Source organism: Rhodococcus sp. B10 (assembly GCF_011770055.1).
GTDB classification, from domain to species: domain Bacteria; phylum Actinomycetota; class Actinomycetes; order Mycobacteriales; family Mycobacteriaceae; genus Rhodococcoides; species Rhodococcoides kyotonensis_B.
In genome coordinates, this window is record NZ_JAAFYV010000117.1 from 1 (window position 1) to 406 (window position 406).

The following is a 406-nucleotide window of genomic DNA, read 5'->3' on the forward strand; positions in this document are numbered from 1 at the left end:
GTTGCGTTGCTGGCGGGTGCAGCGCAGTGCCAACAGGGCGGCCAGCGCCTCGTGCACGTGGCGTCCGGCGAAGGGATAGACGAAGAGGAACTGGCCTTCGCGGCGGCGTACGTCTTCCAGCAGCACGTGGTCCGAGCCGGGAAGCGCCGACACCTGCTGCTGAAGTGCCAGCAGCGGTGCCAGCCAGCGCGCTTCCGCACTGTCGTCGGCGCCTGACAGCACCGACTCCAGTTCGCTGCCGAGTGCCATCGACAGCGGCAGCTGGCCTCCCTGCCAGCGGGGCACGACACCTTCACCGCGCCCTCGTGCCAGCCGCACGAAGGCGGTCATGTCGCGCAGCTGCACCAGCTCCAGCAGGCGCCCGGCGAACTGGAAGCGGTCTCCGCGGCGCAGGCGGCTGGCGAAC

The 406-nt window shown here is 70.7% G+C and carries 1 protein-coding gene; it reads right to left on the bottom strand.

Annotated elements, in window-relative coordinates; all coding sequences use genetic code 11:
* The coding region (locus RhoFasB10_RS25925) for a hypothetical protein (protein ID WP_206031392.1) at nucleotides 1-406 on the bottom strand (406 nt) is incomplete at both ends.